This window comes from Saccharothrix xinjiangensis (genome assembly GCF_039527585.1).
Lineage (GTDB): Bacteria > Actinomycetota > Actinomycetes > Mycobacteriales > Pseudonocardiaceae > Actinosynnema > Actinosynnema xinjiangensis.
This window is the reverse complement of sequence record NZ_BAAAKE010000003.1, coordinates 306455-329938: the sequence shown is the minus strand read 5'-3', so window position 1 is coordinate 329938 and position 23484 is coordinate 306455. Positions and strand designations below refer to the sequence as shown.

The following is a 23484-nucleotide window of genomic DNA, read 5'->3' as shown; positions in this document are numbered from 1 at the left end:
CCGAACGTACGACTCGCGCGCCCTGGACGTACGACTCGCGCGCCCTGGACGTACGACTCGCGCGCGAGTCGTACGTTCGGGGCCACCGTGTCGTACGTTCCGGTACCCCGAGTTCTGCGTTCAGGTCGGGGTGGGGTCAGGTCAGGACCGAGGTGACGTAGGGGTCCGGGTCGGCGAGGATGGCGCGGACCGCGCTGCCCGCCGCGCCCCGGACGGCGGCCTCGGCGCCCAGTGACGAGGCGACGACGCGCACGGGGGACCACTCGGCGCTCACCACCCGCCGGTCCAGTTCGGCGCGCAGGGGGTCGTGCAGCCACGGCTCCAGGCGCGCGTAGTTGCCGCCCAGCACCACCGTGGGCAGGTCGAGGAGGTTGATCGCGCCGGCCAGGGCCACGCCCAGCCACCGGGCGGCCGAGCGGACCGCCGTGGTCGCGGCCTTGTCGCCGGCGGCCAGCCGGGTCAGCAGGTCGTCCACGCCGGACACGCCCGCGGCCCGGACGATCTCGTCCTGCCCGGCCAGCCGCTCCAGGCAGCCGCGCGAGCCGCAGCCGCAGCGCGGGCCCCGGGGGTCCACGGACAGGTGACCGATCTCGCCGCCGAACCCGGACACGCCCTCGAACAGCCCGCCGCCGACCACGATGCCCGCGCCGATGCCGATCTCGCCCGAGATGTGCACGAAGTCCGCCGCCACGTCGCCGTGCCACAGCTCGGCCAGCGCGGCCAGGTTCGCCTCGTTGCCCACCAGCACCGGCACGTCCAGCGCCATCCGCCGGGTCAGCTCGCCCCGGAGGTCGACCTCGCGCCAACCCAGGTTCGGCGCCACCCGCAGCGTGCCGCCCGCGACCTCGACCAGGCCGGGCACCGCCACCCCGACGCCGCCGACCGACACGTCCTCGGCCAGCGCCGTGCGCACGGCCGAGGCGACCTTGGCCAGCACGCGCGAGGGTGAGGAGTCGCGGTTGTCGCTCGGCCGCACCCACCGCGCCCGCACCCGCCCGGTCAGGTCGACCAGGCACGTGGCCAGGTAGTCGACCCCGATCTCCACGCCCAGCCCGTGCGGCCCGGTGGGCGACAGGTGCAGCGCCGTGCCCCGCCTGCCGGGCCCGGTGCGGGCCTGCGCCTCGCCCTCGGCCACGAGGCCCGCGCCGATCATCCGGTCGACCAGGCTGGACACGGTGGCCTTGGTGAGGCCGGTGCGGGCGGCCACGGCCGCGCGCGACGAGCCGGGCGCCTGCATGATCGAGTCGAGCACCAGGGCGGAGTTGTGCCTGCGCACGGTGTGCTGGCTCGCCGGCCGGGGTCTGGACACCTCTGGATACTATCCGCTCGGTGCGATAAGTTCAGGCATCAAACTTATTGGAGGTGCCCTCGTGGAGGACAAGTTCAGCTTCGGCCTGTGGACGGTGGGCTGGCAGGGTCGCGACCCCTTCGGCCACGCCACCCGCCCCGTCCTGGACGCGCCGACGGCGGTGCGCAAGCTCGCCGAGCTCGGCGCGTGGGGCATCACGTTCCACGACAACGACCTGATCCCCTTCGACGCCGACGCGGCCGAGCGGGACCGGCGGATCTCCGACTTCCGCGCCGCGCTCGACGAGACCGGCGTGGTGGTGCCGATGGTCACCACCGACCTGTTCCAGCACCCGGTCTTCAAGGACGGCGGCTTCACCAGCAACGACCGGAACGTGCGCCGGTTCGCGCTGCGCAAGGTGCTGCGCAACCTGGAGCTGGCCGCGGAGCTGGGCGCGGGGACCATCGTGCTGTGGGGTGGTCGGGAAGGCTCCGAGGTCGACGCGGCGAAGGACGTGCGCGCCGCCCTCGACCGGTACCGGGAGGCGCTGGACACCATCGCCCAGTACTCCGAGGACCAGGGCTACGGCCTGAAGTTCGCCCTGGAGCCCAAGCCCAACGAGCCGCGCGGCGACATCCTGCTGCCGACCATCGGCCACGCCCTGGCGTTCATCGGCGAGCTGGAGCACCACCGGCTGTTCGGCGTGAACCCCGAGGTCGGCCACGAGCAGATGGCCGGGCTCAACTTCGTGCACGGCATCGCCCAGGCCCTGTGGCAGGGCAAGCTGTTCCACATCGACCTGAACGGCCAGAAGGGCCCGCGCTACGACCAGGACCTCGTGTTCGGCCACGGCGACCTGCTGTCCGCGTTCTTCCTGGTCGACCTGCTGGAGCACGGCGGCTACGAGGGCCCGCGCCACTTCGACTACAAGCCCCTGCGCACCGAGGACCTCGACGGCGTGTGGGCCAGCGCGGCGGCCAACATGCGCACCTACCAGCTCCTGCGCGAGCGGGCGGCGGCGTTCCGCGCCGACCCCGAGGTGCAGGAGGCGCTGAAGACCAGCGGCGTGTACGAGCTGGCCGAGCCGACCCTGTCCGAGGGCGAGTCCATCGCGGACTTCATCAAGGCCGACGACGTGGACGTGACCGCCGCCGCCGAGCGCGGGTACGGGTTCGTGCGCCTGTCCCAGCTGGCGCTGGAGCACGTGCTGGGCGCACGCTGATGGCGCTCGTCGCGGGCGTCGACTCGTCCACCCAGTCGTGCAAGGTCGTGGTGCGCGACGCGGACTCCGGCGCCCTGGTGCGGGAGGGGCGCGCGGCGCACCCGGCGGGCACCGAAGTGCACCCGGCCGCCTGGTGGGACGCCCTCCAGGCGGCCATCGCCCAGGCCGGCGGCCTGGACGACGTGGCGGCGGTGTCGGTCGCGGCGCAGCAGCACGGCATGGTCACGCTGGACGCGTCCGGCGAGGTCGTGCGCCCCGCGCTGCTGTGGAACGACACCCGCTCCGCGGGCGCGGCGGTCGACCTGACCGCCGAGCTGGGCGGGCCGCGGGCGTGGGCCGAGGCGATCGGCAGCGTGCCGGTGGCCTCGCTGACCGTCACCAAGCTGCGGTGGCTGGCGCGGAACGAGCCGGAGTCGGTGGCTCGCACCGCGGCGGTCTGCCTGCCGCACGACTGGTTGACGTGGAAGCTGGCCGGCGGCGCCTCGTTGGACGCCCTGACCACCGACCGCAGCGACGCCAGCGGCACGGGTTACTGGTCCCCGTCCACTGAGGACTACCGACCGGACCTGCTGGAGCTGGCGCTGGGTCGCGTGCCGCACCTGCCGCGCGTGCTCGGGCCCGCGGAGCTGACCGGCGGCCGCTTCGGCGCGGGCGCGGGCGACAACGCGGGCGCGGGGCTGGGCGTGCAGATGCGCCCCGGCGACGTGGTCGTGTCCATCGGCACGTCCGGCACGGCGTTCGCCCGCTCGCCGCACCCGGTGGCGGACGGCACGGGCATCGTCAACGGCTTCGCCGACGCGGAGGGCGGGCACCTGCCGCTCGTCTGCACGCTCAACGCGTCGCGGGTCCTGGACGCCACGGCGGCCGTGCTGGGCGTGGACCTGGACGTGTTGTCGGACCTCGCCCTCAGCGCGCCGGCGGGCGCCGACGGCCTGGCCTTCGTCCCCTACCTGGAGGGCGAGCGGACGCCGAACAAGCCGGACTCGACCGGCGCCCTGCACGGCCTGAGGCTCGACAACATGACCCCGGCGCACCTGGCGCGCGCCGCGGTCGAGGGCCTGCTGTGCAGCCTGGCGGACGCCATCGACGCGCTGGTGGCGGTGGGCACCCCGGTGTCCCGGGTGCTGCTCATCGGCGGCGGCGCGCGGTCGGCCGCCGTGCGGCGGCTCGCGCCCGCGGTGTTCGGCTGCCCGGTGCTCGTGCCGGCGCCGAGCGAGTACGTGGCCGACGGCGCCGCCCGGCAGGCGGCGTGGGCGGTGAGCGGTGCGGCCGGGCCGCCGCACTGGTCCTCGCTGGAGGCCGAGCTCGTCGAGGCCGACCCGGCGCCGCTGGTGCGGGAGCGCTACGCGGCGGCGCGCGAGCTGACGGTCAACCGCTAGACCGCCGGGCCGCCGGGCCGCCGGCAGCCGGTCGTCGACCGCCGGACCTCCGGCGCCGGACCTCCGGCAGCCGGGCCGCCGGCCGTCGACATCGGGAGGGGTGCTTCCACGCCACGTGGAAGCACCCCTCCCGCGTCTCAGCGCCGTGCGGCGAGAAAAGCGAGCCAGGCTCCCGGGGGGAAGGCCAGGGTGCTGCCCGCGGTGTTCTTGCTGTCGCGGACCGCCGCCCCGCCCTCCGCGAAGCGCACCTCCACGCAGGAGCTCTGCGGGTCGGCCTGGCTGTAGCTGGCCTTGCGCCACGTCGGTTCGTCCACCGCGCTCACGTCCTTCCCGGTGCGGTCAGGACCGGGAGGCCCCCGACAGGAATCGGAGGAACGGTTGGGCCTCGTGGGCCCTGAGTCCGGCGGCGCGCTGTTCTTCCCACAGGTCGAGGACCCTGGCCACCTGCCTGGGGTCGCTCACGACCTCCCGGTCGTCGTAGCTCTCAACGTAGAGGAGGTGGATGGTCGGGTCAGCGTCGTATTGGTAGATCGAGTACTGCGCCTCTTGGCCCCGGTAGTACCCGTGGGTGAAGGGGACGAGCAGCAGGTCGACGTTCGGCCGCCGGTCCGCTGCCAGCAGGTGCAGCAGCTGCTCGTTGGCCCACGGCGCGGTGCCCATCCGGGCGAGCGCGGCCTGGTCGATGCTGAACGCGAAGCGCTGGTCGGGGTGGTCGAGCACCCGTTGGCGCTGGAGGCGCAGCGCGGTGTGCCGGGTGACCTCCTCCTCGCTGAGCGCGGGCCGGAACGCGCGGAAGTGGTGGCGGATGTAGGCCTCGGTCTGGAGCAGGCCGGGCACGAACATGCTGTAGCGCGAGCAGATCACGGCCGCCGAGCGCTCCATGTCCACGACCTTGCGCAGGGCGTCGCCCTTGAACCGCCAGCGGAAGTCGGTCTTGGGGATGGCGGCGCGGCCCGCCTCGACGTGGTCGTGGACCCGCCGCCGCTGGTCGTCGTCCGGGCGCAGCACGTCGAACAGCTTCTCCAGGTCGTCCGGACGCACCCGGATCGCGCCCTGCTCGACGTTGGCGACCTTGGTCTGGGACCAGCCGCACCGCTCGGCCACCTGCTCCTGGGTGAGTCCCGCGGTGGTGCGCAGCAGCTCCAGCTGTCGCCCGGCGACGATCTTGTGGACGAACGGCGGCATCGGTTCACGGCCCGTCACCTGCGGAAAACCTCCGGGAATCGGGGTTGTGCGCAACGTTGCGGACAGTAGCAGGGTCTGAGTTCACCCCAACGGACGTATTTCAGCTCTGAATATTCAACAGTTCCGTCGGCCTGTGTCATCGTTTCCACAGTTCCGATCAGCAGCTAGGAGTGGTCCGGGATGGATATGCGCCCATCGCTGCAAGGTCGTCTACTGGGGGACAAGCTGCGCGGGCTCCGTGAGCGGCGCGGCCTGACCGTGGACGAGCTGGCCGCGCGCGTCGGGCTGCCGCCGCAGCGGATCGTGGAGCTGGAGGGCGGCGGCTCGCGCCGGGTGCGGCAGCGCGACCTCTGGTGCTCCTGGGGCGCGCAGGCCAACGCCGTGCTCGACGAGCTGTGCCGGACCGCCGAGCGGGTCGACCTGCACGCGCCGCTGGGCGTGGCCCCGGTGTTCCGGGACCTCGACGCCGCCCGCTGCACCGCCTACGTGCTGGCGCAGGCGCCCACGGACCGGACCGACGTCACCTTCCGCGTCATCCCGCGCGACGCGGGCGCCTACCCGGGCCTGGAGCAGCCCCTGACGCTGTTCCGGATGACCGGCGGGCCGCCGGTGGTCTGCTACACCTACGCGCACGCGGTGATGTTCACCGAGGACCCGGAGCACACCGACGCGGCGCACGCCGTCTTCAACCGGCTGCACGAGCTGACGGGGGCCTGACCGGGACTGGACCGGACTGGGTGGCCTGGCCCGAACTGGAATCGGTCGGGGCTTGACCTGGCCTGATCGGGGCGCGGCCGGGGACTGGGCCCGAGCCGGATCGCGGTCTGACCCGGGCCTGGTCGCCGCCCGTGTCGGGCCGCACCCGCGCGGGTACCCGGCCGCCATGAGGATCGTGGTCACCGGCGCGACCGGCAACCTGGGTACCGCCCTGCTGCGCAGGCTCGCCGACGAGCCGGGCGTCGTGGTCCACGGCACGTCCCGCCGCCCCCCGGAGCGCCGGGACGCCTTCCGGGACGTCGAGTGGACCCCGCTCGACCTCAGCCGCGAGGGCGCCGAGGAACCGCTCACCGAGGTGTGCCGCGGCGCGGACGCCGTGGTGCACCTCGCCTGGCGCGTCCAGCCCGGCCACGACGAGCGCGCCCTCTACCGGACCAACGTCGCGGGCAGCGACCGGGTCTTCACCGCGGCCGTCAACGCGGGCGTGCCGCACCTGGTGCACATGTCGTCCGTCGGCGCGTACTCCCCGGCGGCCAAGGACCACGCCGTCGACGAGAGCTGGCCGACCGACGGCGTCTCCACCTCCTACTACAGCAGGCACAAGGCCGCCGTGGAGCACCTGCTCGACCAGGTGGCGCGCGAGCACCCCGTGCTCAAGATCGGCCGCGTGAGGCCCGGCCTGATCCTGCAACCCGAGGCCGCCGCCGAGATCAAGCGCTACTTCCTGGGACCGCTGGTCCCGCACGCCGTGTTCCGGCTCAAGCCGCCCGTGCTGCCGCTGCCGCGCACGATGGTCCTCCAGTTCGCCCACGCCGACGACGTGGCCGACGCCGTCGCCAAGGTCGTGCTCGGCGGGCACACCGGCGCGTTCAACGTCGTCTCCGACCCGGTCGTGACCCCCGAGGTGCTGGCCGGGGTGCTGGGCGCCCGCCACGTGCCGATCCCGCCCGCGGCCCTGCGCGCCGCCGCCCGGGTCAGCTGGCACCTGCGCCTCCAGCCCACCTCGCCCGGCTGGATCGACCTCGCCCTCACCGTGCCGCTGCTGGACGCCTCCAGGGCTCGCGACGAGCTGGGCTGGAAGCCCCGCCACGACGCCCGGGACGCCCTCCGGCAGCTGATCGACGGGCTGGGCCGCAAGGAGGGCCTGAGCCCCAGCCCGCCGCTGCGGCCCTGAGGCCTGGAGCACTGAGGGCTGGGGCCCTGAAGCCTGGCGCCCTGAGCCCCAGCCCACCCCGAGACCTCGGGCGCCGGGGCCTTGAGCCCCGGCGCGCCGCCGGGGCCTCGGTGGCCGAGGACCTCAGAAGGTCTTCGACCAGCTCATCACCTCGGCCACGATGAAGGCCAGGACCAGCAGGGTCAGCACCACCACCAGCACCAGCGTGATCACCGGGCCCTTGCGCGAGGGCATGGGCTGCGGGTGGGACAGGCCGGAGGTCTGACCGGAGTCGGGCGGCGTGTCGCCGGGGGCGACCCCGCCGCCGGGCTCCAGGCCGGGCGTGCGCGCCGGGTCCGGGTCGGGCGGCACCGCGCCGCCGGGGGTGCGGGAGGTGTCCGGGTCGGGCGGTTGGGCAGTCATGCCCGGTGATTACCCGGCACGCAGCCGGCTACCCACCCGACGCCTGCCCGTGTGAACGGCGGCACGTCCGGGTAATCAACAGGCATGAGCGGTGTCCAAGACGACTTGTTGCGCACTTTGACCAAGGTGGCCAAGGCCCTGCGCACCGAGGGCATCCCGTTCGCCCTGACGGGCGGGTGCGCGGTGTACGCCAGGGGTGGGCCCGCGACCGAGCACGACGTGGACATCATCGTGCGCGAGGAAGATGCCAAGAACGCGGTGAGCGCGCTCGTGGCGGCCGGCATGCGCGCCGCCACGCCGCCAGAGGACTGGCTGCTCAAGGTGTACGACGGCGACTCGTTGGTGGACCTGCTGTTCCGCCCGAACGAGATCCCGGTGACCGAGGAGACCCTGGGCAGGGCGGAGGAGCTGGCCGTCGGGTCGGTGACGCTGCCGGTGATGCCCGCGACCGAGGTGATGATCAGCAAGCTGCTGGTCCTGGACGGCCACCGCTGCGACTTCAGCCAGCTCCTGCCGTTCGCCCGCGCGCTGCGCGAGCAGATCGCCTGGGACAAGGTCCGCGAGGCCACGAAGCACTCGCCGTACGCGGAGGCGTTCCTGGTGCTGGTGGAACGCCTGGACCTCCTGCACCCGACGACGTTGACCAGGAGCGCGTGATGAACGCAGAGCCCGAGCAGTACCTGTCCGCCCGGCTGCGCCGGGCCCTCGCCGAGGACTCGCGCACGACCGAGCAGGGCGTGCGCGTGACCGTGCGGGGGGACAACGTCCTGCTGTCCGGCAGCGTGGCCAGCGAGGAGCGCCGTGACGCGCTGAAGGCCGTCGTGCACGACGTCGCGCCGGAGCTGACCGTGCTGGACGACGTGAAGGTGGTGCCGGTCGACGCGCCGGCCGGCCGGGAGGAGATTCGATGATCCGCATCGCCGCGGTGGGGGACGTGCACCTGGGCGAGGACGCGCGCGGGCGGTTGCGGCCCGCGTTGGAGCAGCTGGGCGAGTGCGCCGACGTGCTGCTCCTGGCCGGCGACCTGACCAGGCACGGCACGGTGTCCGAGGCGAGGGTCGTCGCGGACGAGTTCACCGACCTGCCGGTGCCGGTGGCCGCGGTGCTCGGCAACCACGACTACCACGACGACAAGCCGGACGAGGTCACGCGGGTGCTGCGCGACGCCGGGCTGCACGTGCTGGAGGGCGAGGGTGTCTCCTTCCAGGTGAACGGGCACTCGCTGGGCGTCGCCGGCGTCAAGGGCTTCGGCGGCGGCTTCGCGGGCAAGTGCGGCAGCATGTTCGGCGAACCGGAGATGAAGTCGTTCATCCGCCACACCATCGGCATCGCGGACTCGCTGCGGACGGCGCTGGAGGGCCTGGACACCGACGTGAAGGTGGCGCTGACCCACTACGCGCCGATCCCGGACACGCTGCGTGGCGAACCACCGGAGATCTACCCCTTTCTGGGCGCCTACCAATTGGGTGAGGCGATCGACGCGACGGGCGTGAACCTCGCGCTGCACGGGCACGCGCACTTCGGCACGGAGCACGGGCTCACCCCCGGCGGCGTGCGGGTGCGCAACGTGGCCCAGCCGGTCCTCCGGCAGGCGTACACCGTGTACTGCGTGGAACCCGCTGTGGTGGAGGTGTAGGCGTGGAGGAGACGAGGACGCACGGCCCGGCCGTGGTGTGGGCGGGGCCGGACGACGCGCCGGTCGTGGTGGTGCTCGACCCGGCGGGCGTCGGCCTGCACGGCGACCTGCCCGCGTCGTGGCGACCGCTGGCCGAGCACCTGCGGGTGATGTGGTGCCGGCTGCCCGCGTCGGACGGGTCGTGGCGCGAGGTGGACGAGGCGCTGTCCGGGTTCGCGGCCCGCGGGGCGCGGGTGCACCTGGTGGCGGGCGCGGGCGCGGGTTCCGAGGTGGGCGACCTGATCCGGCGTCACGAGGGTGTCATCGGCTCCGCGCAGACGTTCGCCGCGCCGGTGCCGCTGGGCCACCCGGAGGTGGTGCTGGAGGTCGTGCGGGAGCTGCTGGACCACGACGTGACGCCGGAGGCGGAGCGGGAGCCGGCCAGGCCCGGGACGACGTCGCTGATCGGTGACGCGGCCTCGGCGCTGCGGCACTCGCTGACCCAGCTGTTCGACGGGTTGAAGCGCGGCTGATCCCCTGGTGCGAAGGGCCGGGAACCCGAGGGTTCCCGGCCCTTCGCCATGTCGTCCGGCGACATCACCCGGCACGAAGTGGAACCCAGAGGGAGTGGCACCCGAAGGGGAATCGGGCTTGTCCCGAAAGGGTTGTGGCAAACGGGCCCGACCGGGCGCACGCACGACGGAGCCCCGCGAACCTGGGTTCGCGGGGCTCCTGTCGTCTTCTCGCGGTTCAGCTGCCGTCGACCGGTGGCCTGGGCTGCGGGATGGACGAACCGGGTACCCGGTTCCCTCCCCGCGGTCCGGGCACCGCTCGCGCGCTCACCGCAGCGGGTCGCCCGGCCTACCGGCGTCGGGCAGGTCGTGGCGCGTCTCGCCGGCCTGCGGCGGACGCTGCACGTCGCCTCGCCAGCCGCCTTCCTCGACCCCGCGGTCCTCGATGAACTCCTTGAACCGCTTCAGGTCGGCGTTCACGCGGTGCTCGACCACGCCCAGCGCGGAGCCCGCCTTCTCGGTCAGCGTCTGCGGGTCGTACTGCATCTGCACGTGGACCCGCGTCGTGCGGTCGTCGATGCGGTGGAAGGTCACCACACCGCCCTGCGGCGGGCCGTCGACCGTGTGCCACGCGACGCGCTCATCCGGGTGCTGCTCGGTGATCTCGGCGTCGAACTCCCTGGTCACACCGGCAATCTTGGTCACCCAGTGGGTCCGGGTGGGAGTGACCTGGGTGATGCGCTCGACGCCCTCCATGAACTGCGGGAACGATTCGAACTGCGTCCACTGGTTGTACGCGGTCGTGACAGGGACCGCGACGTCAACCGACTTCTCGATCGTCGTCACTGCTTGCAACCTCTCCTCGGGAATCGAGTTCTCTCCCGGAGTACCCCTCGCGACGCGCTCCACACATGCCCCACTCCTGGGTGGCTGTGAGTAGCGCTTCTCCATTTCGCGTTTGCATCGGGTTCGCCCGGCTAAATCTCCTCTGTGGACCAGTACCCCGACGCCGTCCTGTTCGACCGCGACGGCACGCTCATCAGGGACGTGCCCTACAACGGGGACCCCGACGAGGTCGAGCCGATGCCGGGCGCGCGGGAGGTCCTGCGGGCGCTGCGGGCGCGCGGCGTGCGCACGGGCGTGGTCACCAACCAGTCCGGCATCGGGCGCGGGTTGCTCACGGGGGCGCAGGTCGACGCGGTCAACGCCCGCGTCGAGGAGCTGCTCGGCCCGTTCGGGACCTGGCAGGTCTGCCCGCACCACCCGGACGACGGCTGCGACTGCCGCAAGCCCTCGCCCCGCATGGTGCTCGACGCCTGCGCGCGGCTGGACGCCCGCCCCGGGCGCACCTACTTCATCGGCGACATCGAGGCCGACGTCGAGGCCGGCCTGGCCGCGGGCGTCACGCCGATCCTGGTCCCCACCCCCGTCACCCTCCCCGACGAGGTCGACCGCGCGCCGCGCACCGCGCCCGACCTCCTGTCCGCCCTGGCGCTGGTCCTATGAGGACGATCGTGGCCAGGCTCGACAGCGACGGCGACGTGCTGCTCGCCGGGCCCGCGGTGCGCGCGGCCGCCCACGCCGGCGAGGTGGTGCTGCTGTGCGGCCACGCCGGCGCGCAGGCCGCCGGGCTGCTGCCCGGTGTGAGCCGGGTCGTGCGCTGGGACTGCCCGTGGATCGCCCACCCGGCGCCGGCGGTCCGCGACGCCGACATCGGGGCCGTGGTGGCGCTGCTCAAGGAGGTGCGCGCCGACGTGGCCCTGGTCCTGACGTCGTTCCACCAGAGCGCCCTGCCCCTCGCCCTCGTGTTGCGGCTCGCCGGCGTGCCGAAGGTCGTGGCCCGCTCGACGGACTACCCCGGTTCGCTGCTGGACGTCCGGCTGCGCGAGGACCCCGACGTCCCGGAGGCCGAACGCGCGCTGGAGGTCGCCCGCGCCGCCGGTTTCGAGCTGCCGCCGGGCGACGACGGCCGGCTCGCCGTGACGCCGCCGCCGGAGCCCGCCGAGGTCGGGCCGCACGTGGTGGTGCACCCGGGCGCCTCGGTGCCCGCCCGCGCCTGGTCGCCGGACCGGTGCGCGCAGGCCGTCACCGCGCTCGCCGCGGCCGGGCACCGGGTGCTGGTCACCGGCGGCCCGGGTGAGACCGCGCTGACCCGGCACGTGGCCGGCGCGCACGGCGTCGACCTCGGCGGTCGCACGACCTTCGCCGAGCTGGCCGGGCTGCTGGCCCGCGCGGACGCCGCGGTCGTCGGGAACACGGGTCCGGCGCACCTCGCCGCGGCCGTGGGCACGCCCGTCGTCTCGCTGTTCTCCCCGGTCGTGCCGGCCGCGCGGTGGGCCCCGCACGGCCCCCACGTGCTGCTGGGCGACCAGGGGGCGCCGTGCAAGGACTCCCGGGCCCGGGACTGCCCGGTGCCCGGTCACCCGTGCTTGAACCAGGTGACGCCCGACCGGGTCGTCGCCGCCGTCGCGGAGTTGGTGGGAGTGCGGACGTGAAGATCCTGCTGTGGCACGTGCACGGCTCGTGGACGAACGCCTTCGTCCGGGGCGGGCACGAGTACCTGATCCCGGGTCCTCCCCGCGGCAACGGCCTGCTCGGCCGGGACTGGCCCGCGGCCCGCGAGGTCGACGTGTCCGAAGTGGACGCCGACCTGGCCGTCCTGCAACGGCCCGAGGAGGTCGGCTGGGTGCCCGGCGCGATACCGGTGGTCTACCTGGAGCACAACACGCCCAGGCACCCCAACCAGCCGCACCCGCTCAAGGACTGGCCGGGCACCATCGTGCACGTCACCCACTTCAACGACCTGATGTGGGACTGCGGCTCCACGCGCACCACCGTGATCGAGCACGGCGTCGTCGACCCCGGTCCGCTCTACACCGGCGACCTGCCCCGCGCGGCCGTCGTGGTCAACGAGCCGGTGCGGCGCGGCCGCGTGGTCGGCACGGACCTGCTGCCCCGCTTCGCGGAGGCCGCGCCGCTGGACGTGTTCGGCATGAAGACCGAGCAGCTCGGCGAGATGGGCCGCGGCGACCTCCCCCTGGACGTGCTGCACCCCGAGCTGGCCAGGCGCCGCGCGTACCTCCACCCGGTGAGGTGGACGTCACTGGGCCTCTCGCTCGTCGAGGCGATGCACCTCGGCATGCCGGTGGTCGCGCTGGCCTGCACCGAGGTGGTGCGCGCCGTGCCGCCCGAGGCGGGGGTCGTGTCCACCGACGTGGACGAGCTGGTGCGCGCGCTGGCCGACCTGGTGGCCGACCCGGCGTCGGCCCGGGAGAAGGGCAAGCAGGCCAGGGAGTTCGCCCTGGCCCATTACGGCCTCGAAGCCTTCCTTCGGGCGTGGGACCGGTTGTTGACAGGAGTGTGCGGATGAGGATCGCGATGGTGTCCGAGCACGCCGACCCGTTGGCGGCGTTGGGCGGTGTCGACGCGGGTGGGCAGAACGTGCACGTGGCCGCGCTCTCGACGGCCCTGGCGGCGCTCGGCCACGACGTGGAGGTCTACACCCGCCGCGACGACCCGGACCTGCCCGAACGGGTGTCCACCGACCAGGGCTACGAGGTGGTGCGCGTGCCCGCCGGGCCCGCGGGTCCGGTGCCGAAGGACGAGCTGCTGCCGCACATGGGCGACTTCGCCCGCTACCTGGAGCGGCAGTGGGCCGCGCGGCGGCCGGACGTGGCGCACGCCCACTTCTGGATGTCCGGTTTCGCCTCGGTGCTCGCGGGCCGCCGGGCGGGCGTGCCGGTCGTGCAGACCTACCACGCCCTGGGCACGGTGAAGCGCCGCCACCAGGGCGCCGGGGACACGAGCCCGGCGCAGCGCATCGGCATCGAGCGCATGGTCGGCCGCGAGGCCAACGCCATCGCCGCCACCTGCGACGACGAGGTGGCCGAGCTGATGCGCATGGGGCTGCCGCGGGCGAAGATCTCCGTGGTGCCGTGCGGGGTGGACCTCCACCGGTTCCAGCCCGAGGGTCCGGTCGACGTGCGAGGACCCTTCCAGCGGATCGTGTCGGTCGGCAGGCTGGTGCCGCGCAAGGGCTTCGAGGACCTGATCAGCGCGCTGCGGTCGCTGCCGATGGTGGAGCTGGTCATCGCGGGCGGGCCGGTGGACGTCGAGTCCGACCCGGAGGCGCGGCGGCTGCTGGCCCACGCCGCGCGGGCGGGCGTGCGGGAGCGGGTGCGGCTGGTCGGCCAGGTGTCGCGCGCCGCGATGCCCGCGTTGCTGCGCTCCGCGGACGTGGTGGCCTGCGTGCCCTGGTACGAGCCGTTCGGCATCGTGCCGCTGGAGGCCATGGCGTGCGGCAAGCCGGTGGTGGCCACCACCGTGGGCGGCCTGGTGGACACGGTCGTGCACAACGTCACCGGGGTGCTGGTGCCGCCGCGCGACCCGCTGGCGCTGGTCCGCGCGCTGGGTCCGCTGCTGGTCGACCGGGCGCGGCGGGAGGCGTGCGGGCTGGCCGGCCTCGACCGGGTCGCCGCCCGCTACACGTGGGAACGGATCGCCGAGGACACCGAACGCGTTTACGAGCGGGCGACGGCAGGAAGCGCCGTGGTCGTGGGAGGCACCCGATGAGCGTCGACGCGCATTTGAACGGACTCGCCCAGTCGCTGGCCGGGCTGCGCGCCCAGGCCCCGCGCCTGAGCAGGTGGGGATCCGTGCTGGCCCGCCGGCTCAGCGACGGCGGCCGGCTGCTGGCCGCGGGCAACGGCGGTTCGGCCGCCGAGGCGCAGCACCTGACGGCCGAGCTGGTGGGCCGCTTCCGCGACGACCGGCGGCCGTTCTCGGCGATCGCGCTGTGCGCGGAGTCCGCCAGCGTGACGGCCATCGGCAACGACTACGGCTACGAGCAGGTGTTCGCCCGCCAGGTCACCGCGCACGCCCGGCCCAACGACGTGGTGGTGCTGCTGTCCACCAGCGGGGCGAGCCCGAACCTGCTGGAGGCGGTGAAGGCCGGTCGGCAGGCGGGCGCGCACGTGTGGGCGATGACCGGTCCGGGTCCGAACCCGCTGGCCGAGGCCGCGGACGAGGCGCTGTGCCTGCCCGGCGACACGGCCAACGTCCAGGAGGCGCAGCTGGTGGCGGTGCACGCGCTGTGCGCGGCGTTCGAGGCGGCGCTGCCGGTCGAGGAGCGGAAGGTCTCTTGAGGTTCCCGGCGGGGCGGCCGGGGCAGGCGGGGCGCGGTGCACGAGCGGGCGCGGGCGCGCCCGGAGGGGAGGGTGTCGTGGAGCGGGTGGACGAAGTCCGCGAGGAGGGCGCGCGGGGTCCGGGGGGCCGCGCCGCGGCGTTCGCGGCGCCCTGGCGGGGAGTGACGGGCCGCCGGGCGCGCGGGGGCGTGCGGGCCACCGGTGTGGCGGGCCAAGCGGCTTCCGGGCTTGGCCGGGCGCGAGCGCGCAGGCAGCCCACCGGTGTGCCGGGCGAGCGGGCGCGGAGGGCGTCGTGAAGCTGGCCGTGGTCGGCGACTGCCTGCTGGACGTGGACCTGCACGGCGCGGTCGAGCGGATCTGCCCCGACGCGCCCGCGCCCGTGCTGGACGTGACCGAGGAGCGCGCCCGACCCGGCGGCGCGGGCCTGGCCGCCGCGCTGGCCGCCGCCGACGGGGTGGAGGTCACGCTGATCAGCGCCGTCGCGGACGACGCCGACGGCCACCGGCTGCGCGAGGAGCTGACCGGGCTGACCGCCGTGCTGGGCCGGTCGTCCGCGCCCACCCCGGTCAAGACGCGCCTGCGCTGCGGGAGCCACTCGCTGGCCCGGGTGGACCGGGGCGGCGGCCCCGGCGCCCCGGAGGTCACCGACGAGATGCTGGACGCCGTCCTCGACGCCGACCTCGTGCTGGTCTCCGACTACGGGCGCGGCCTGGTGCGCGACGAGCGGCTGCGCGCCGTGCTCGGCCGCGTGCCCGTCGTGTGGGACCCCCACCCGCGCGGCCCGGCCCCGGTGGCGGACGCCCGGCTGGTCACCCCGAACGCGGCCGAGGCGGGCAGGTTCAGCGGGCGTCCCGACCCGGCGGACGCCGCCCGCGCGCTGCGCGGCAGGTGGGCCGCCCGCGCCGTCGTGGTGACGCTCGGCGCGAAGGGCGCGCTGCTCGACGCGGGCGGCGCGCAGGTGGCCGTGCCCGCGCCGGACGTGCCGGTGCTCGACCCGTGCGGCGCGGGCGACCGGTTCGCGGTCACCGCCGCCGCCCGCCTGATGGCCGGCGCGGCGACGGACGACGCGGTCGCCGCCGCGGTCACCTCGGCCGCCGACTTCCTGCTGCGGGGCGGCGCGTCCGGGTTCCGGCCCGCCGAGCGGGTGCCCCGGCCCAGGTCGGAGCAGGTGTCCGCGGTCGAGCGGGTGCGGGCGCGCGGCGGCGTGGTCGTCGCCACCGGCGGCTGCTTCGACCTGCTGCACGCGGGCCACGTCCGCACCCTGCGCGCGGCCCGCTCACTGGGCGACTGCCTGGTGGTGTGCCTGAACTCCGACGACTCGGTGCGCCGGTTGAAGGGCCCGGGGCGGCCGGTCAACAGCCGGCACGACCGGGTCGAGGTGCTGCGCGCGCTGGGCTGCGTCGACGACGTGGTCGTGTTCGACGAGGACACCCCGGAACGGGTGCTGGCCGAGCTGCGGCCGGACGTCTGGGTCAAGGGCGGCGACTACTCGGCGGACTCGCTGCCCGAAGCGGAGCTGGTGCGGGGGTGGGGCGGGCGCACCGTCGTCGTGCCCTACCACCGCGGTCGCTCCACCACCGAAATGCTCTCCAGGAGGGGCTGATGGCGGCTACAGGGGATATCGGGAACGTGCTCGTCACCGGCGGCGCGTCCGGGCTGGGCGCGGCCGTGGTGCACGCCGTGCACGAGCTGGGCGGCAAGGCGCTCGTGCTGGACAAGGCCGCGCCGTCGTCGCCCGAGGTGGCCGACTTCGAGTCGGTCGACCTGTCCGACACCAGGGCGGCCGAGCGGGCGGTCGAGGCGATCGCCGGGCGCAACGGCGGCCTGCGGGCCGTGGTCACCGCCGCGGGCACCGACGCGTGCGGCCGGCTGGACCAGGTGCCCGCCGCCGACTGGGAGCGGGTGGTCATGGTCAACCTGCTCGGCACCGCCGCCGTGGTGCGGGCGGCGCTGCCGCTGCTGGACGGCGGCCGCGTGGTGACCATTGCCTCCACTCTGGGCATCAAGGCGGTGAGCGACGCGACCGCCTACTGCGCCTCCAAGTTCGGCGTCGTCGGCTTCACCAGGGCGCTGGCCGCCGAGACCGCCGGGCGGGTCGGCGTGACGCTGGTGATCCCCGGCGGGATGCGCACCCGCTTCTTCGACGACCGCGAGGAGCGGTACCGGCCGCCGGACGACAGCAGGCTCAACCCGCCGGAGCGCGTGGCCGACGCCATCGTGTTCGCCCTGCGCCAGCCCGAGGGCTGCGAGATCCGCGAGCTGGTCGTGGCCCACCGCGAAGAGGGGTCGTGGCCGTAGCCCCCAGGCCGGCCACCGGCCGGGCGTTCACCCACGTGCTGCGTGGCGGGCCGGGCGCGTGCCCCGGGCGCGACCTCGTGGTGGTCGCGGGCGGCACCGCGCTGGAGGTGCTGCGGGCGCCGCTGCCCGCGACGCCCGACCACTTCGGCCCGCCGTCCGCCGTCCGCCGCCGGCCACCGGCTTGGGCCGTGCGGCCCACCCGCCGGTGGACCGCGCGGCCCAAGCCCCCCGACCTGGAAACACGCAGGAGAACAGGTGGTTGACGGGAGTGGACGATGGGTACGTCGTGCCCGTGAGCCAGGGCGAGGAATCCCACCACAGAAGACTGACCCGCAACCTGAACGAGCTGCTCCAGGAGCTCCGGGTGGCGCAGGCCGGCGTGCAGATCCTGTTCGGCTTCCTGCTGACCATCGCCTTCTCCGAGCGCTACCAGAGCGCGGACGACTTCATCCGCGTCACGCACCTGATCACGATCATGTTCGCGGCGTGCTCGGTCGCGCTGATGACCGCGCCGGCCGCGTGGCACCGGCTGCTGTTCCGCCGGGGCCGGCGAGAGGACCTGATCGAGGTCGCGAACCGCTTCGCGATCGCGGGCCTGGTCTTCCTGGCCCTGACCATGATCGGCACGGTGCTGCTGCTGGGCGAGGTCATCCTCGGCGGGTGGATGGCGGTCGGGCTCGGGGTCTTCGCCGTGCTGCTGTTCGGCACCCTGTGGTTCGTCCTGCCGCTGCGCGAGCGCGGCCGGGACAGCTTCGGCGACGACGGTGAAGAGGACGAAGAGGACGACGACGAGGTGGCCGACCGGCAGGGGTGACCCCCGGCCGGCCGCCGCGCCGCTTCAGGGGCGCAGCAGCACCTTGACCGCGCCGTCCCGCTTCCGCTGGAAGATCTCGTACGCGTGGGGCGCCTCGTCGAGCGGCAGGTGGTGCGTCGCGAACGAGTCCACGCCCAGCGGGTCCTCGTCGGTCAGCAGCGGCAGGATCTCCGGCACCCAGCGCCACACGTTGGCCTGGCCCATGCGCAGCTGCACCTGCTTGTCGAACAGGGTCAGCAGCGGCAGCGGGTCGGCCATGCCGCCGTACACGCCGGACAGCGAGATGGTGCCGCCGCGCCGCACGATGTCGATCGCCAGGCGCAGCGCGTGCAGCCGGTCCACGCCGGCGGTCTTCATGAACGGCGCGGCGATGGCGTCCGGCAGCAGCCCCACGGCCTGGTGGGCCAGCTTGGCCACCGGCGCGCCGTGCGCCTCCATGCCGACCGCGTCGACCACCGCCTCCGGGCCGCGCCCGCCGGTCAGCTCGCGGATGTGGCCGACCAGGTCCTTGTCCCGCGCGTCCAGCACGGTCACGCCGTGCGCCTCGGCGCGGGCCATGCGCTCGGGCACCAGGTCGACGCCGATCACCGTGCCGACGCCGCGGTGCCCGGCGACGCGGGTGGCCATGTCGCCGATCGGGCCGAGGCCGAGCACCACGAGGCTGTCGCCCGGGTCCGCGTACTCGACCGCCTGCCACGCGGTGGGCAGCACGTCGGACAGGTACACGAACCGGTCGTCCGGCGGACCGTCCGGCACCTTGATCGGCAGCGTGTTGCCGAACGGCACCCGCAGGTACTCCGCCTGCCCGCCGGGCACCTGCCCGTAGAGCTTGGTGTAGCCGAACAGCGACGCGCCGGTGCCCTGCTCCCGCACCTGGGTGGTCTCGCACTGGGACTGGAGCCCCCGCCCGCACATGAAGCACGTGCCGCAGGAGACGTTGAACGGGATCACCACCCGGTCGCCGGGCTTGACCTCCGTGACCTCGGGGCCGACCTCCTCGACGACGCCCATGGGTTCGTGCCCGAGGATGTCGCCCACGTCGATGAACGGGCCGAGCACCTCGTAGAGGTGCAGGTCGGACCCGCACAGGCCGGTGGACGTGACGCGCACGACCACGTCGGTGGGATCTTCGACGACCGGGTCGGGCACGCTGTCCACGCGCACGTCCCGCTTGCCGTGCCAGGTGACGGCCTTCATCGTGGTGTCTCCTCTCGCCCGGTCGTGGCGTTCCCTGGCCGGCGTGTGGCAAACCCCGGCGCGGGTACTCGCCACCCATGAGTGCTCCACTTCCCGAAGACAGGACCGGCGCGCCGCTGCGCGCGGTGGTGACCGGGGCCGACTCCGGCATCGGCAGGGCGATCGCGGTGGCGTTCGCGGGCGGAGGCGTGGACGTCGGGATCACCTACCACGAGGACGAGGGGGGCGGCGAGGCCACCGCGGCGGAGGTCCGCGAGCAGGGCGCCCGCGCGGTCGTGCGGCGGCTCGACCTGACGGACCTGCCCGGCGCGGCGGCCGTGGTGGACGAGCTGGCCGAGGAGCTGGGCGGGGTCGACGTCCTGGTCAACTGCGCCGGCACGGGCAGCGCGCAGAAGGCGGTGGACATGGACTTCGAGACCTGGCGCTCGGTCCTGTCGGTCGACCTGGACGGCGCTTTCCTGTGCTCCCAGCGGGCCGCCAGGCACATGATCGCCGCGGGCCGGGGCGGCCGGATCGTGAACATCACCTCGGTGCACGAGCACCAGCCGCGCGTGGGCGCGGCGCCGTACTGCGCGGCGAAGGCCGGCCTGGGCGCGTTGACGAAGGTGCTGGCCCTGGAGCTGGCCGAGCACGGCATCACGGTGAACTCGGTCGCGCCCGGCGAGATCTCCACGCCGATGACCGGGCAGGAGGACACCGACCCGCGGACCGAGCCGAGGCCGGGCGTGCCCCTGGGCCGCCCCGGTCACGCGGCGGAGGTCGCCGCGGTGGTGGCGTTCCTGGCCACGCCCGCGGCCGGGTACGTGACCGGCGCGTCGTTCGTGGTGGACGGCGGCATGACGCTGATGGGGCCGCAGGCGAGCCCGCTGCTGCCCGACCGGAGCTGGCTGGAGGTGTAGGGCGGCCCGGCGGCTCGGCGACCCGGTGGCGCTGCGCGGTGCACGACCGTCGCACCGGGTCGCCGAGTCGCCGCCCGGACCTCCCTAGGAACGCGCCTTGGCGGTCTCGCGGTCGTTCGCCTTCTGGATCGCCTTCACCAGCTGGTCCTTGCTCATCGTCGACCGGCCCGCGATGTCCAGCTTCTTGGCCACGTCGTACAGGTGCTGCTTGCTCGCGTTGGCGTCCACGCCGCCCGCGGTCTTGCCGGGCTTGGGGGTGCTGCGCGCGGCCTGCGCGTCCGAGGGGCCCTTCTGCTCCTTCGGCTCCCAGTGGTCGCCGACCTTCTCGAAGGAGTGCTTCAGGGCCGCGAACGCCGTGCGGTGCGCGCGCTGGCCCTCGCCGTAGGACTCCACCGCCGAGTCGTGGGCCTTGATCCAGGTCCGCTGGGCCTTCTTCGGCGAGCGGGCGACGGTGCTGGGCAACTCCTTGGCTCCGGGCATGGCTCCTCCTCGCACGTGGTTTCACCTGCACCGCCCGGGTACCCGAACCGCATGACCGACATGCGCGCCCCCCTGGAAGTCCAACCACCGCTCGACGGTGGCGTGATCGACCTGCTGCCGCACGCCACCGACGACGACGTGGCGGGCGCCGTGCTGACCGCGCGCGAGGCGCTGGCCGGGTGGGCGGCGACGCCGGCGGGGGAGCGGGGCGCGGCGCTGCGGGCCGCGGCCGACGAGGTGCGCGCGCACGCGGACGAGCTGGCCGCCGCGGTGGAGTCGGAGACGGGCCGCCCGTTCGACTCGGCCCGAGAGGGCGTGCTGGCCGGGGTGTCCACACTGGAGCAGTACGCCGAGCTGGGCCCGGTGCACCGGGGGCGGTCGCTGCTCGGCTCGCCCGGCGCGGTGGACTTCATGGTGCCCGAGCCGCGCGGCGTGGTGGTGGCGCTCACCCCGTGGAACGACCCGGTGGCGGTGGCGTGCGGCCTGCTGGGCGCGGCGCTGGTGACCGGCAACACCGCGGTGCACAAGCCCAGCGAGCGCTGCCCGCGCACGGGCGCGCTGCTCGGCGGGTTCCTGGCCGGGCACTTCCCGCCGGGCGTGCTCCAGACCCTCTCCGGCGACGGCGAGGTGGGCGCGGCGCTGGCCGCGTCGGCGCACGTGGACGTGGTCGCGCACGTCGGCGGCACGGCCACCGGCCGCTCCGTCGCCCGGTCCTGCGCGCTCACCGGCGCCAAGGCGCTGCTGGAGAACGGCGGCAACGACCCGCTGGTCGTGGACGCGGACGTGGACCCGGCGTGGGCCGCCGCCCAGGCCGCGACGGGCGCGTTCACCAACGCCGGCCAGCTGTGCACCTCGGTGGAGCGGATCTTCGTGCACGAGGCGGTCGCGGAGGAGTTCCTGGCCGCGCTGTGCGAGCAGGCCCGGCGGTGGACGGCGAACGCCCAGCCGCTGGTGGACCGGCGGATGCGCGACCACGTGCACGCGCACGTGGCCGAGGCGGTGGCCGACGGCGCGGAGCTGCTGGTCGGCGGCGAGGTGCCGGGGGGCGGGGGCGCGCACTACCCGGCGACGGTGCTCACCCGCTGCACGCCCGGGATGCGGGTGATGCGGGAGGAGACGTTCGGGCCGGTCGCCCCGGTGCGGGTGGTGGCCTCGTTCGAGGAGGGCCTGGCGGAGGCGTGCGCGGACGAGCACGGCCTGGCCGCGACCGTGCTGACCGGGTCGATGGCGAACGCGCAGCGGGCGTGGCGGGAGCTGCCCGTGGGCACGGTGAAGGTCAACGCGGTGTTCGGCGGCGCGCCGGGCGGCGCCGCGCACCCGCGCCGGGCCTCCGGCACGGGGTTCGGCTACGGGCCCGAGCTGCTCGACGAGATGACGGCGGTGAAGGTGGTGCACCTCGGGCAGGCGGAGGCGCGGCGCTAGATCCAGCCCTCCTCCCAGGCCAGGCGGGCGGCCTCGTAGCGGGTGCTCACCCCGAGCTTGGTCATCGCCGAGGACAGGTAGTTGCGCACGGTGCCCGCGGCCAGGTGGGCGTCGCGGGCGATGACGGCCACCGTGCCGCCGCCCAGGGCGTGCCGCAGCACGTCCAGCTCCCGCGCGGTCAGCGGGCACGCGCCCTCGGTCAGCGCGGCGGCGGCGATCTCGGAGTCCACGTACCGGCTGCCCGCGTGCACGTCCCGCAGGATCGACGCGAGCCGGGCGGCGGGCGTGGTCTTCGGCACGAACCCGCGCACGCCCGCGCTCAGCGCCCGCCGCAGCACGCCGGGCCGGGCGTGCCTGGTCACGATGACCACCGCCACCCCGGCCAGGTCGCGCACCGCCTCGGCGGCCAGCACGCCGTCCCGGCGCGGCATCTCCAGGTCGAACACCGCGATGTCCGGCCGGTGCTCGCGCACCGCGGCCACCGCCGCCTCGCCGTCGCTGACCTGGTCGACCACGGTGATGTCGTCCTCCAGCTCCAGCAGCGCCGCCAGCGCGCCCCGGATCAGGTCCTCGTCGTCGGCGAGCACGACCCGGATCACCGGCCCACCGCCGCGCGGCCGACCAGCTCGAACCCGCCCGGCTCGGCCCGGCCCGCCTCCACGCGCCCGCCGACCGCGGCGAACCGCTCCCGCAGCCCGGCGAGCCCGGCGCCCGCGTCGGCGGCGGTGTCCGCCCGCGCGCCGTCGTTGGTCAGCCGCACGCTGACCTGGCCGTCGACCACGCTGATCGCCACGTCGCAGTGCCGCGCCCGGCTGTGCCGCAGCACGTTCGTGGTGCCCTCCCGGACCAGCGCGCCGAACAGGGGCTGCAACGGCGGCGGCACGTCCGCCGCGTCGCCGTCCACCGCGGTCTCGATGCCGGCCGCGCGCAGCACGCCCACCGCGTTGGTGATCTCGGTGCCGAGGCTGGCCCGCCGGTAGCCCTGCACGACCTCGCGGGTCTCGCGCAGCGCCGTGCGGGCCAGTTCGGCGACCTCGGCGGCGTGCCGCCGGGCCAGCTCGTCGTCCCGGCCGATCAGCCGCTCCGCCAGCTCGCCCTTCAGCGCGATGGCCTGGAGGTGGTGGCCCTGGATGTCGTGCAGGTCGGCGGCGAACCTCAGCCGCTCCTCGGCCACGGCCAGCGCCCGCTCGGTCTCGCGGGCCCGTTCCTGCTGGAGCGCGAGGTCCCAGATCCACAGCTGCGCCAGGTCCGCCAGCACCAGCGAGGAGACCATGACCACCGCGACCACCGCCGCCGGCCAGTCGTTGCCGCCGCCGAACACGACACCGGTGGCCATGGTGAGCGCGCCGCCCCCGAACACCACCGCCCACCGGAGCCTCTTGGGCAGCACCGCCGCCACGTGCGCCAGCACCAGCGCGGGCAGCGCGGCCCACGCGGGCATGAACCCGTCGCTGCCCGCCATCACGCCCCACGCCGCCAGCGCCACCGCGAACGTCGCCGCGTGCTCCAGCGGCCGGTGCTCGCCGCGGCCGAAGCCGGTCATCGCGTGGCGCAGGTAGCGGACGTGCTGCGCGGACACGACCACCACCGCCCCGCCCAGCAGCAGCTCCGCGACCAGCCCGAACCGGTGGTTGACGAGCAGGTCGAGGACGCTGCCCGACACGACGGCCAGCGCGCCCGTCACCACCGTCCACCACGTGTAGCGCCGCAGCCTGCGCAGATCGGTCACGGGGTGG

General features: G+C 74.7%; 28 protein-coding genes. 19 read left to right on the top strand and 9 right to left on the bottom strand.

The window, feature by feature from the left end; genetic code table 11:
• Positions 1 to 136 precede the first annotated feature (136 nt).
• A complete protein-coding gene (locus tag ABD223_RS09675; RefSeq protein ID WP_344035677.1) occupies positions 137 to 1309 on the bottom strand; it encodes an ROK family transcriptional regulator in 1173 nt (390 codons plus the stop codon).
• 61 nt (positions 1310 to 1370) lie between these two features.
• On the opposite strand from ABD223_RS09675, the gene xylA reads away from it, so the two are divergent.
• Both xylA and ABD223_RS09665 read left to right on the top strand, forming a co-directional pair.
• Positions 1371 to 2510 carry a xylose isomerase gene (gene xylA, locus ABD223_RS09670; protein WP_344035676.1) on the top strand — a complete coding sequence of 380 codons (1140 nt, stop codon included), beginning with the start codon at positions 1371 to 1373 and terminating at the stop codon, positions 2508 to 2510.
• Positions 2510 to 3889 carry a xylulokinase gene (locus ABD223_RS09665; protein ID WP_344035675.1) on the top strand — a complete coding sequence of 460 codons (1380 nt, stop codon included), beginning with the start codon at positions 2510 to 2512 and terminating at the stop codon, positions 3887 to 3889. Before xylA ends, ABD223_RS09665 begins: the two co-directional genes overlap by 1 nt.
• A gap of 137 nt (positions 3890 to 4026) precedes the next feature.
• Here ABD223_RS09665 and ABD223_RS09660 read toward each other — a convergent pair whose 3' ends face one another.
• Together ABD223_RS09660 and ABD223_RS09655 are read right to left on the bottom strand one after the other, a co-directional pair.
• The gene (locus ABD223_RS09660) at positions 4027 to 4203 is read right to left on the bottom strand and encodes a DUF397 domain-containing protein (RefSeq protein ID WP_344035674.1); all 177 of its coding nucleotides are present in this window, start codon (positions 4201 to 4203) and stop codon (positions 4027 to 4029) included.
• Positions 4204 to 4228: 25 nt separating this feature from the next.
• Positions 4229 to 5092, bottom strand: a complete 864-nt coding sequence (locus tag ABD223_RS09655) for a helix-turn-helix domain-containing protein (RefSeq protein ID WP_344035673.1) — start codon at positions 5090 to 5092, stop codon at positions 4229 to 4231.
• A gap of 162 nt (positions 5093 to 5254) precedes the next feature.
• On the opposite strand from ABD223_RS09655, the gene ABD223_RS09650 reads away from it, so the two are divergent.
• Positions 5255 to 5791 (top strand): Scr1 family TA system antitoxin-like transcriptional regulator, encoded by a 537-nt coding sequence (locus tag ABD223_RS09650; protein ID WP_344035672.1) that lies wholly within the window; start codon positions 5255 to 5257, stop codon positions 5789 to 5791.
• A gap of 166 nt (positions 5792 to 5957) precedes the next feature.
• Positions 5958 to 6965 carry an NAD-dependent epimerase/dehydratase family protein gene (locus ABD223_RS09645; RefSeq protein ID WP_344035670.1) on the top strand — a complete coding sequence of 336 codons (1008 nt, stop codon included), beginning with the start codon at positions 5958 to 5960 and terminating at the stop codon, positions 6963 to 6965.
• 123 nt (positions 6966 to 7088) lie between these two features.
• Here ABD223_RS09645 and ABD223_RS09640 read toward each other — a convergent pair whose 3' ends face one another.
• Positions 7089 to 7367: a DUF6480 family protein gene (locus tag ABD223_RS09640; RefSeq protein ID WP_344035668.1), complete on the bottom strand. Its 279-nt coding sequence runs from the start codon at positions 7365 to 7367 to the stop codon at positions 7089 to 7091.
• 84 nt (positions 7368 to 7451) lie between these two features.
• Here ABD223_RS09640 and ABD223_RS09635 point away from each other — a divergent pair, with 84 nt between their 5' ends.
• Genes ABD223_RS09635 through ABD223_RS09620 form a run of 4 tightly spaced genes read left to right on the top strand, consistent with a single transcriptional unit; the run spans position 7452 to position 9515 of the window.
• Positions 7452 to 8024 carry a nucleotidyltransferase family protein gene (locus ABD223_RS09635; protein ID WP_344035667.1) on the top strand — a complete coding sequence of 191 codons (573 nt, stop codon included), beginning with the start codon at positions 7452 to 7454 and terminating at the stop codon, positions 8022 to 8024.
• The gene (locus ABD223_RS09630; protein ID WP_344035666.1) at positions 8024 to 8278 is read left to right on the top strand and encodes a BON domain-containing protein; all 255 of its coding nucleotides are present in this window, start codon (positions 8024 to 8026) and stop codon (positions 8276 to 8278) included. Before ABD223_RS09635 ends, ABD223_RS09630 begins: the two co-directional genes overlap by 1 nt.
• Positions 8275 to 9003, top strand: coding sequence for a metallophosphoesterase family protein (locus ABD223_RS09625; protein WP_344035665.1), 729 nt, complete (start codon positions 8275 to 8277; stop codon positions 9001 to 9003). Before ABD223_RS09630 ends, ABD223_RS09625 begins: the two co-directional genes overlap by 4 nt.
• 2 nt (positions 9004 to 9005) lie before the next feature.
• Positions 9006 to 9515 (top strand): hypothetical protein, encoded by a 510-nt coding sequence (locus tag ABD223_RS09620; RefSeq protein ID WP_344035664.1) that lies wholly within the window; start codon positions 9006 to 9008, stop codon positions 9513 to 9515.
• Positions 9516 to 9821: 306 nt separating this feature from the next.
• Here the strand turns inward: ABD223_RS09620 and ABD223_RS09615 are convergent, their stop codons facing one another.
• The gene (locus ABD223_RS09615) at positions 9822 to 10340 is read right to left on the bottom strand and encodes an SRPBCC family protein (RefSeq protein WP_344035663.1); all 519 of its coding nucleotides are present in this window, start codon (positions 10338 to 10340) and stop codon (positions 9822 to 9824) included.
• A gap of 144 nt (positions 10341 to 10484) precedes the next feature.
• On the opposite strand from ABD223_RS09615, the gene ABD223_RS09610 reads away from it, so the two are divergent.
• The 9 genes from ABD223_RS09610 (at position 10485) to ABD223_RS09570 (ending at position 17750) form a co-directional block, all read left to right on the top strand.
• Entirely contained in the window at positions 10485 to 11000 is a 516-nt protein-coding gene (locus ABD223_RS09610; protein ID WP_344035662.1) for a D-glycero-alpha-D-manno-heptose-1,7-bisphosphate 7-phosphatase, read from the top strand.
• Entirely contained in the window at positions 10997 to 11989 is a 993-nt protein-coding gene (locus ABD223_RS09605; protein ID WP_344035661.1) for a glycosyltransferase family 9 protein, read from the top strand. Before ABD223_RS09610 ends, ABD223_RS09605 begins: the two co-directional genes overlap by 4 nt.
• Positions 11986 to 12864 (top strand): glycosyltransferase, encoded by an 879-nt coding sequence (locus ABD223_RS09600; protein ID WP_344035660.1) that lies wholly within the window; start codon positions 11986 to 11988, stop codon positions 12862 to 12864. Before ABD223_RS09605 ends, ABD223_RS09600 begins: the two co-directional genes overlap by 4 nt.
• A complete protein-coding gene (locus tag ABD223_RS09595) occupies positions 12861 to 14066 on the top strand; it encodes a glycosyltransferase (protein ID WP_344035659.1) in 1206 nt (401 codons plus the stop codon). Before ABD223_RS09600 ends, ABD223_RS09595 begins: the two co-directional genes overlap by 4 nt.
• Positions 14063 to 14638, top strand: a complete 576-nt coding sequence (locus tag ABD223_RS09590; RefSeq protein WP_344035657.1) for a D-sedoheptulose-7-phosphate isomerase — start codon at positions 14063 to 14065, stop codon at positions 14636 to 14638. The genes ABD223_RS09595 and ABD223_RS09590 overlap by 4 nt, the downstream gene beginning before the upstream one ends.
• 292 nt (positions 14639 to 14930) lie before the next feature.
• Positions 14931 to 16241, top strand: a complete 1311-nt coding sequence (gene rfaE2 / locus ABD223_RS09585) for a D-glycero-beta-D-manno-heptose 1-phosphate adenylyltransferase (protein WP_344035656.1) — start codon at positions 14931 to 14933, stop codon at positions 16239 to 16241.
• The gene (locus ABD223_RS09580) at positions 16241 to 16936 is read left to right on the top strand and encodes an SDR family oxidoreductase (protein WP_344035655.1); all 696 of its coding nucleotides are present in this window, start codon (positions 16241 to 16243) and stop codon (positions 16934 to 16936) included. Before rfaE2 ends, ABD223_RS09580 begins: the two co-directional genes overlap by 1 nt.
• Positions 16927 to 17199: a hypothetical protein gene (locus ABD223_RS09575; RefSeq protein WP_344035654.1), complete on the top strand. Its 273-nt coding sequence runs from the start codon at positions 16927 to 16929 to the stop codon at positions 17197 to 17199. Before ABD223_RS09580 ends, ABD223_RS09575 begins: the two co-directional genes overlap by 10 nt.
• A 5-nt stretch (positions 17200 to 17204) precedes the next feature.
• On the top strand, positions 17205 to 17750 hold the full coding sequence (locus tag ABD223_RS09570) for a DUF6328 family protein (protein WP_344035881.1): 546 nt from the start codon (positions 17205 to 17207) through the stop codon (positions 17748 to 17750).
• A gap of 24 nt (positions 17751 to 17774) precedes the next feature.
• Here the strand turns inward: ABD223_RS09570 and ABD223_RS09565 are convergent, their stop codons facing one another.
• On the bottom strand, positions 17775 to 18947 hold the full coding sequence (locus ABD223_RS09565) for a zinc-dependent alcohol dehydrogenase (RefSeq protein WP_344035653.1): 1173 nt from the start codon (positions 18945 to 18947) through the stop codon (positions 17775 to 17777).
• Positions 18948 to 19024: 77 nt separating this feature from the next.
• Between ABD223_RS09565 and ABD223_RS09560 the strand changes: the two genes are divergently transcribed.
• Complete coding sequence (locus ABD223_RS09560) at positions 19025 to 19846, top strand: SDR family oxidoreductase (protein ID WP_344035652.1); 822 nt, start codon at positions 19025 to 19027, stop codon at positions 19844 to 19846.
• An 84-nt stretch (positions 19847 to 19930) separates the two neighbouring features.
• Here the strand turns inward: ABD223_RS09560 and ABD223_RS09555 are convergent, their stop codons facing one another.
• Positions 19931 to 20326: a ChaB family protein gene (locus ABD223_RS09555; protein ID WP_344035650.1), complete on the bottom strand. Its 396-nt coding sequence runs from the start codon at positions 20324 to 20326 to the stop codon at positions 19931 to 19933.
• Between the two features lie 51 nt (positions 20327 to 20377).
• On the opposite strand from ABD223_RS09555, the gene ABD223_RS09550 reads away from it, so the two are divergent.
• Positions 20378 to 21748 carry an aldehyde dehydrogenase family protein gene (locus ABD223_RS09550; RefSeq protein WP_344035649.1) on the top strand — a complete coding sequence of 457 codons (1371 nt, stop codon included), beginning with the start codon at positions 20378 to 20380 and terminating at the stop codon, positions 21746 to 21748.
• Here the strand turns inward: ABD223_RS09550 and ABD223_RS09545 are convergent.
• On the bottom strand, positions 21745 to 22347 hold the full coding sequence (locus ABD223_RS09545) for a response regulator transcription factor (protein WP_344035648.1): 603 nt from the start codon (positions 22345 to 22347) through the stop codon (positions 21745 to 21747). The genes ABD223_RS09550 and ABD223_RS09545 overlap by 4 nt on opposite strands.
• Entirely contained in the window at positions 22344 to 23477 is a 1134-nt protein-coding gene (locus ABD223_RS09540) for a sensor histidine kinase (RefSeq protein WP_344035647.1), read from the bottom strand. The genes ABD223_RS09545 and ABD223_RS09540 overlap by 4 nt, the downstream gene beginning before the upstream one ends.
• Between the last annotated feature and the right edge of the window lie 7 nt (positions 23478 to 23484).

What these genes read in the sequence shown, in the direction of transcription:
- ABD223_RS09625 (WP_344035665.1), top strand. Translation starts at nt 8,275, where the DNA reads ATGATCCGCATCGCCGCGGTGGGGGACGTGCACCTGGGCGAGGACGCG.
- ABD223_RS09645 (WP_344035670.1), top strand. Translation starts at nt 5,958, where the DNA reads ATGAGGATCGTGGTCACCGGCGCGACCGGCAACCTGGGTACCGCCCTG.
- ABD223_RS09590 (WP_344035657.1), top strand. Translation starts at nt 14,063, where the DNA reads ATGAGCGTCGACGCGCATTTGAACGGACTCGCCCAGTCGCTGGCCGGG.
- ABD223_RS09565 (WP_344035653.1), bottom strand. Translation starts at nt 18,947, where the DNA reads ATGAAGGCCGTCACCTGGCACGGCAAGCGGGACGTGCGCGTGGACAGC.
- ABD223_RS09595 (WP_344035659.1), top strand. Translation starts at nt 12,861, where the DNA reads ATGAGGATCGCGATGGTGTCCGAGCACGCCGACCCGTTGGCGGCGTTG.
- ABD223_RS09630 (WP_344035666.1), top strand. Translation starts at nt 8,024, where the DNA reads ATGAACGCAGAGCCCGAGCAGTACCTGTCCGCCCGGCTGCGCCGGGCC.
- ABD223_RS09605 (WP_344035661.1), top strand. Translation starts at nt 10,997, where the DNA reads ATGAGGACGATCGTGGCCAGGCTCGACAGCGACGGCGACGTGCTGCTC.
- ABD223_RS09550 (WP_344035649.1), top strand. Translation starts at nt 20,378, where the DNA reads ATGACCGACATGCGCGCCCCCCTGGAAGTCCAACCACCGCTCGACGGT.
- ABD223_RS09635 (WP_344035667.1), top strand. Translation starts at nt 7,452, where the DNA reads ATGAGCGGTGTCCAAGACGACTTGTTGCGCACTTTGACCAAGGTGGCC.
- ABD223_RS09650 (WP_344035672.1), top strand. Translation starts at nt 5,255, where the DNA reads ATGGATATGCGCCCATCGCTGCAAGGTCGTCTACTGGGGGACAAGCTG.
- ABD223_RS09560 (WP_344035652.1), top strand. Translation starts at nt 19,025, where the DNA reads ATGAGTGCTCCACTTCCCGAAGACAGGACCGGCGCGCCGCTGCGCGCG.
- ABD223_RS09665 (WP_344035675.1), top strand. Translation starts at nt 2,510, where the DNA reads ATGGCGCTCGTCGCGGGCGTCGACTCGTCCACCCAGTCGTGCAAGGTC.
- ABD223_RS09580 (WP_344035655.1), top strand. Translation starts at nt 16,241, where the DNA reads ATGGCGGCTACAGGGGATATCGGGAACGTGCTCGTCACCGGCGGCGCG.
- ABD223_RS09640 (WP_344035668.1), bottom strand. Translation starts at nt 7,367, where the DNA reads ATGACTGCCCAACCGCCCGACCCGGACACCTCCCGCACCCCCGGCGGC.
- ABD223_RS09555 (WP_344035650.1), bottom strand. Translation starts at nt 20,326, where the DNA reads ATGCCCGGAGCCAAGGAGTTGCCCAGCACCGTCGCCCGCTCGCCGAAG.